This is a genomic window from Caulobacter sp. 05T431, assembly GCF_056665975.1.
The window spans coordinates 1-420 of sequence record NZ_JBFTKU010000140.1 but is presented as its reverse complement, the minus strand read 5'-3'; the positions used below and the strand labels follow the sequence as shown (position 1 = coordinate 420).

1 protein-coding gene is annotated in these 420 nt (G+C 63.3%); it reads left to right on the top strand.

The annotated features are described in order from the left end of the window. Nucleotides 1-166 precede the first annotated feature (166 nt). Nucleotides 167-420, top strand: a 254-nt coding sequence (locus AC1U89_RS24870) for a putative quinol monooxygenase (protein WP_479902281.1), incomplete at its 3' end; no start/stop codon positions are given.

Genomic DNA, 420 nt, shown 5'->3' with positions numbered 1-420 from the left:
GACCAAAATGATGTTGGGACTCGAAGCCGCCGGAGGCTTCGTTCTCCTGGCCCTCGTGATCGCCCATGCCGTCCCCCTGCTGGGCTAAGCCTCGATCCGACGCATTCCGGGCGCTGCGGGAGGGGCGCAGCAGGCCATATCTGCAGCCTTCGATGAGTATGGACTCATGACACACGCACGTTTGGCGACTCTCGGCACCAAGCCGGGCGCGCGCGATGGCCTCATAGAACTCCTCACCAGGCGAGCCGACGGGCTTGCGGAACTGGGTTGCCTCCTCTACGAAGTAGGGGTAAACGACGACCAACCCGACACGGTGTTCGTTGCCGAGTTGTGGATATCCGAGAGCGCCCACAGGGCCTCCCTGGAACTAGACTCGGTCCGGAGCAGCATTGCCGAAGCGATGCCGCTGCTGTCGGGATC